We start from the raw sequence: 6,094 nt of genomic DNA on the forward strand, positions 1-6,094 counted from the left end.
GCGGGGGGGGGGTGGGGGGAGGGGTCAATTGGCCAACAATAATTAATTTTTAAGGATATTTATGAAACTATCTAACTCCCTTAAAGAGCATTGCCGCAGAAATTTTCTCCTCACAAGTGAAGTTATATTATTCTTGTTATTTGCCAATCATCCCCTTCAGGCACAAATTGTTCCCGATACCACTTTACCCGTCAATTCCCTGGTTGCACCGAATGGTAACACCATCATCATCAACGGCGGCACACCTGCGGGAGGTAACCTGTTTCACAGTTTTAGTGAATTTTCTCTTCCTACGGGAAATGAGGCTTTCTTCAACAACAGCCTGACCATTGAGAATATCATCAGCCGCGTTACAGGTAGCTCTATTTCTAATATTGATGGCTTAATTCGAGCCAACGGCACGGCTAATCTGTTTCTGATCAATCCGAACGGAATTATTTTTGGGCCAAATGCTTCCCTAAATATTGGAGGCTCATTTTTGGCTAGTACAGCTAATACCATTAACTTTGCTGACGGCACTCAGTTCAGTGCTACTAACCCGCAACCTCAATCTTTACTGACAGTTAATGTTCCAGTTGGCTTGAACTTTGCCAACAATCCAGGTGCTATTCGGGTGCAAGGCACGGGTCACAACTTGAGCTTACAAAACTTATCACCTGTCCTTAGAGGCGATAATAATTCAATGGGTCTACGGGTGCAACTAGGGAAGACGCTTGCGTTGGTGGGAGGTAATCTAAACTTGGAAGGTGGCATTCTCGCAGCAGAAGGCGGTCACATAGAGTTAGGTAGTGTTGGCGATGGTTTAGTTAATATCAGTCTCGCGACTCAAGGCTGGACTTTCGGCTACGAAGGTGTGCAAAGTTTCCAAGATATTCAGCTATCTCAAAAAGCATTAGCGGATGCTAGCGGTGTTGTTAGCGGCTCAATCTATACACAGGGACGACAGTTGTCAGTACGCGATGGTTCAGCAGTTTTGATTCAAAACCAAGGTTTTCAACCAGCTGGAAACATCAACGTGAATGCTTTGGATTCTATGGAAGTGATTGGCACATCTCCAGATGGAATGTTTCCTAGCCTTTTGTTTAATGAAACTTTGGGACTTGGCAATGGAGGAGACATTGCTGTTTCAACAAGACAATTGCTTCTTAAAGAGGCAGGACAAATAGGTGCGAGAACTTTCAGTGCGGGAAAAGGGGGCAATATAACTGTAAGAGCCTCTGATTCTTTGCAATTAATGGAGGTTTCAAATCCTCTTTTCGGGAGTAACATCGCGGCTCTAACTTTCAGTTCTGGAGATGGGGGAAATGTAATAGTTTCAACAGGGCGATTAACTATTCTAAATGGAACTGGTGTTGCATCTGCAACCTTCGGAACTGGTCACGCTGGGGATTTGGTTGTTAATGCTTCTGATTCTATAGAAATAGAAGGAGTGAATCAATTCAATTTTTTTGCAAGTGCTTTAACCGTTTCATCTTACAATGCTGGAGATGCTGGAAAATTAATCGTCAATACATCAAGGTTAGTACTTCGGAATGGAGGAAGAATTGAGAGTTCTACCTTCGCAAGTGCAAAGGCTGGAAGTGTTACCATCAACGCATCAGATTCCGTAGAAGTGAGTGGTACAGTACCAGGTTCTATCAATCCCAGTCTAATAAGTTCATCTGCCATTATTCAAGATGAAGCCCTTCGACAGTTCTTGGGACTGCCGGATGTGCCGAGCGGAGACTCTGGAGATGTAACTATTAACACCAATCAGTTGCGCGTTACTGATGAAGCGCAAGTTACTGTTAGGAATGATGGGACAGGCAAGGCAGGAACATTAGGGGTTAATGCCCGATCTATTTTTTTAGACGAACGCGGTGGCATCACAGCTTCTACGGCATCCGGTAATGGTGGAAATATTGAATTACAGGCAAGTAATTTATTATTGATGCGTCGCAATAGTTTAATATCTACCACATCTTCTAGTGTTGGCGATGGTGGCAACATTAATACTAATAGTGCCTTACTCGTTGCCTTCCCAAAGGAAAATAGTGACATCCGTGCTGATTCGATTGATCGACGTGGCGGTAACGTTACTATTAATAGTTCTGCGATTCTTGGGAGCGAATTCCGAACCCAAAATACTCCCGAAAGTGACATCACTGCTACTGGCGCAAATTCTCAATTAAGTGGCACTGTAACTATCAATAGTGAGATTATCGATCCCACTTCAGGATTAGTAGAATTGCCAGATAACCTTGTCGATGCTACTCGACTGATTGCGCGAGCCTGTCCAGCTGATAGGGGTGATTCATTTACCATTACCGGGCGTGGCGGTTTGCCGCTTATACCCACCGACCTACTTCCTTCTAACTTTAATACAGTATTGGTTGATAGGGTGAGCAGCGATGAAGACAAGCAGAGCAGTAGAGAAACAGAGGTGCAGGGGAATATTTCAACTGCTACTAACTCTTCAGTATCCACTACCCAAGAAAGCACTGAAATTGTGGAAGCAACTGGTTGGGTAACAGACAACAAAGGTCAAGTAGTGCTGATAGCTTCTGCGCCTACTGTCACGACTAACGGTAGTTCGTTTACGCCTCCATCATGTCCTTAAAACCTTACTTGGGATACAGCCGATATCCGCGCTCTACCCTTATATGAGAACAGATAAAAAACCAGGACTTATTCCTATTACCTCAAACCAAATCAGCCAACAAATCCGTAATTTCTCCCTGATGATTGAGTCGATTATCATCATAAATCATCAGCGTATTCAAAGAAGCATGACGGCTCAATTTCTGCACCCGTCGCACATCCCCATTAGTCGCATCCAACGCCGCCGTCACGCTACTATGTCTAATCCGATGCGGGCTAATAGTTTTAGTAATTCCCGCTGCGGTAGCAGTAGCTTGTACAATTTTATAGATGCTAGTAGTAGACAGTCGCTTTCCATAACTCGACGGGTCTAAAGCAACAAATAAAGGTTGTTTTTTATTCAATTCTCCTCTGGCTACCAACCAATCTTGCAAAGCCAAAACAGCAGCATTAGACAAAGATATCGCTTGCTTTTGAGTTCCCTTACCCTTACCCAAAATATTCAGAGTTTTAGCATCTAAATCTAAATCCAAGATATCTGCTTGCGCCACCTCACTGCGGCGCAACGCATTATCCCACAACAATCTCAGAATCGCATAATCTCGCTTACCTTTAAGCGTATCGCGATCGCTCACAGCCAGCATCTTCTTAAAAGCATCCGGACTAATACCAGTAGTATCCCGATAAGGAGTTACCTTTTCACTTTTAATATCTGACAGACTGATAGCACACTTACCGATTTTGGCAGCATACCGCACCAAAGCCTTAATAGCCGCCAGCCTGCGGTTAATCGTCGCCTCCTTCAGATTCCTCTCCACCAACCTCTGCTTGTACTTTAGCACCAGAGCTTGAGCATTGAACCTATCCAATTGCAAAAACTGGGCCACCAGTGCCGGGTTAGGCGGCTGTCCCGTCATGGTAACAAAGAAATCCTTCAGATCTTTTTCATAAGCATCGCGGGTATTGGGACTTCTTTTGTCAGCCAACAAATCGGCCAAAATATCTCCGTCGTTAGTTAAGTCAAAAGTGTCATTTAATGGTATAATCCCGTTCATGCAGTAATAGGTTACAATAATCGATGTTTCCGTAACCTCACCCTAACATAGCCAACGCGATCGCGCCTTGGCGGTGAACCCTTCCGGTTGGCCCAAGTTTTCTCCTTAACAGTGATTAATAAAAACTGATACTGGTTACTGGGGTAAAGCCGAGATACGTGCAAAATAGGACACGAGATTAAGAAACGTAACAAATTCAGTTGTTGTATGCCTCCTCGAAAGCTTTTAAGCACAAGAGCATCCTTAAATTGGCTGACTATTCAACCAAGCTTGACGAGGGCAGAGTATTGGTTATACTCTGCCTTCGTACAGAACTCAAAAGGCGAAAGCCTTAATTAGCAAGCACTTCAGGCTTTCCTGATTTTAGTCATTTCCGATTAACTTTACAAAACTTTACGTCTTGTCCTATTTTGCACGTATCTCGGCTTTACCCCGTTACTAGATATGGATTATGAGCCAAGCCAGCTACCTTACGTTGATGCAGTTGAACTTGTTGACTTAAAGGGTCTTCAACCTAATGGGGTTGGCGGGTACATGAGAATAGCCAAGGATGCTCCATACGTTCGTGTCAAAGGAGAAACTGCACAACAAATTGCACGTTTATGGCGGCAACTCCCGCCCGACGAACAAATGCGCTGCCACATTCCGCCGTTCGGGTTACGCTTCTACATGGGGAATAAACTGCTAGTACAAGGATCTGTTTGTTGGCAGTGCAATAATATTTATGTTGAGGAGAATGGTGAAGACTTGGTATACGAATTTGATGCACAACATCCACATTCTCAACAACTCCTTGCTTTACTACAACTTTTAGCAGAGCGATCGTTTTAAGCAATCTAGCAAACATCTAGTCGGCTAAAAAAGATTTTTTGTATAATTTATAACATAGTTTCATTTGTGCGTACAATTGACATGGCTTGCTCCTGAAAAGCGACTAAAATGAGTAGGTGCGGATGTGCAGAAAATCCCTCCAAAAGCGAGAATTATTCGCAATTAAGTTTAAAAATTTGGCTCGAAAGTAGGAATAAAAAGGAAATAATAGGGATAAGTAGGAAATAATAGGAAAAAGTAGGTAAAAAATGCACAAAATTACCTACTTTTTTTAGGTGCTTTTTTCGGCTTCGCGTCGGTGCAAGCAGTCAGTTGGCACTGTTGCCACTTCACCGATAAAATGGCACTAAGCTGGAAGGATAAAATGGCACGCTCTGGGAGCGGAGAATGCCCGCATTTCTCACAAAATTTGCGATCGCCAACCGCCAAAGCCTTACTGGATAATAGTTTCAGCGTGCAAATACCCAGTTTCCACATCCAACAGTGTGTGAATCGGTAGCAATTCAAAATTATCAGGAATTAGAGGGGGAGGAAATCAAAGATTAACCGTGAATTTTTGAGCATAATTAAATAATTTAATCATCAATTATTAGGCGAATAAATCTGCTATAATTGAGGAGTGAAAAATCAAATATTCCTCAGCTTATGACTCCCAATTCTCAAGAAAAAGCCTGTAAGCAATTCAATTTAGGAAAAGTTAAAGGCAAAGAAATCATCGCTAATTTTTCGGGAGGAAGAATTACTTCAAATGCCGGGATTATCTTAATAGCAGAATTAGACAAAAAGTTGAAAATTAGCCAGCGATTCGCCAATTGTTTTCAAGATTATAGAAATTCATCTTATATAGATTATTCGGTTGAGCAATTAGTCACTCAAAGAATTTATGGACTCGTATTAGGTTATGAAGATGTCAATGACCACGACAAATTACGTGATGATGCAGCTTTAGCCATAGCCCTAGAAAAACTTGACAAATTAGACTCAAATCAAAGAAGTTTGGCTGGAAAAAGTACAATTAATCGACTAGAGTATTGTCCCGAAACTATTCTCAATCAAGAAAATAGCCGTTATCATCGGATTGAACATGACCCGAAGAAGATCGAAAACCTGTTTGTTGACATCTTTTTACAGTCTTATCAAAAGCCTCCTTCTCATATTATTTTAGATATGGATGTCACAGACGATCGAGTACATGGCAATCAAGAGGGAGCTTTTTTCAATACTTATTATCAAGGAGTTTGTTACGCTCCATTATATATTTTTTGTGGGCATCATTTATTAGTAGCTAAGCTCCGTCCTTCTAATGTAGATCCGGCAGAAGGAGCATTAGAAGAATTACAAAGAGTGATTGGATTAATCAGAAAAGAATGGCCAACTACTCAGATTCTAGTGCGCGGCGATAGTGCTTATGCGCGAGAAGAAATCTTTAATTTCTGCGAAGAACAAGATGGCGTTGAATATGCGATAGCTATGGCAACTAATCGCCAATTAAAGTTAAGAGCTAACCAGACAATTGAGAAAGCTAAAAATGAATATTCTAGAAAACTTGAACCGATTGTTGAATTGATGGAAAGCCTTTTTGAGAAAAATGAAGATTTAGAAGTAGTCAGAACGTTAGTTCCTAGTTC

5 protein-coding genes are annotated in these 6,094 nt (G+C 41.9%); 4 read left to right on the forward strand and 1 reads right to left on the reverse strand.

Annotation, left to right across the window (positions count from 1 at the left end):
* Nucleotides 1-61 precede the first annotated feature (61 nt).
* Entirely contained in the window at nt 62-2,599 is a 2,538-nt protein-coding gene (locus H6S82_RS14860) for an S-layer family protein (RefSeq protein ID WP_190467652.1), read from the forward strand.
* Between the two features lie 82 nt (nt 2,600-2,681).
* Here H6S82_RS14860 and H6S82_RS14865 read toward each other — a convergent pair whose 3' ends face one another.
* On the reverse strand, nt 2,682-3,635 hold the full coding sequence (locus H6S82_RS14865) for a tyrosine-type recombinase/integrase (protein ID WP_190467654.1): 954 nt from the start codon (nt 3,633-3,635) through the stop codon (nt 2,682-2,684).
* Nucleotides 3,636-4,079: 444 nt separating this feature from the next.
* Here H6S82_RS14865 and H6S82_RS14870 point away from each other — a divergent pair, with 444 nt between their 5' ends.
* The 3 genes from H6S82_RS14870 to H6S82_RS14875 all read left to right on the forward strand — a co-directional run.
* Nucleotides 4,080-4,466, forward strand: coding sequence for a hypothetical protein (locus H6S82_RS14870; protein WP_190471882.1), 387 nt, complete (start codon nt 4,080-4,082; stop codon nt 4,464-4,466).
* 364 nt (nt 4,467-4,830) lie between these two features.
* Nucleotides 4,831-4,965, forward strand: a complete 135-nt coding sequence (locus H6S82_RS34045; RefSeq protein ID WP_255512291.1) for a hypothetical protein — start codon at nt 4,831-4,833, stop codon at nt 4,963-4,965.
* Nucleotides 4,966-5,111: 146 nt separating this feature from the next.
* Nucleotides 5,112-6,094 (forward strand): IS1380 family transposase (locus H6S82_RS14875; RefSeq protein ID WP_191056364.1); only part of this gene is annotated, 983 nt, incomplete at its 3' end.

It is taken from the genome of Planktothrix sp. FACHB-1355 (genome assembly GCF_014748295.1).
GTDB lineage: Bacteria > Cyanobacteriota > Cyanobacteriia > Cyanobacteriales > Aerosakkonemataceae > Aerosakkonema > Aerosakkonema funiforme_A.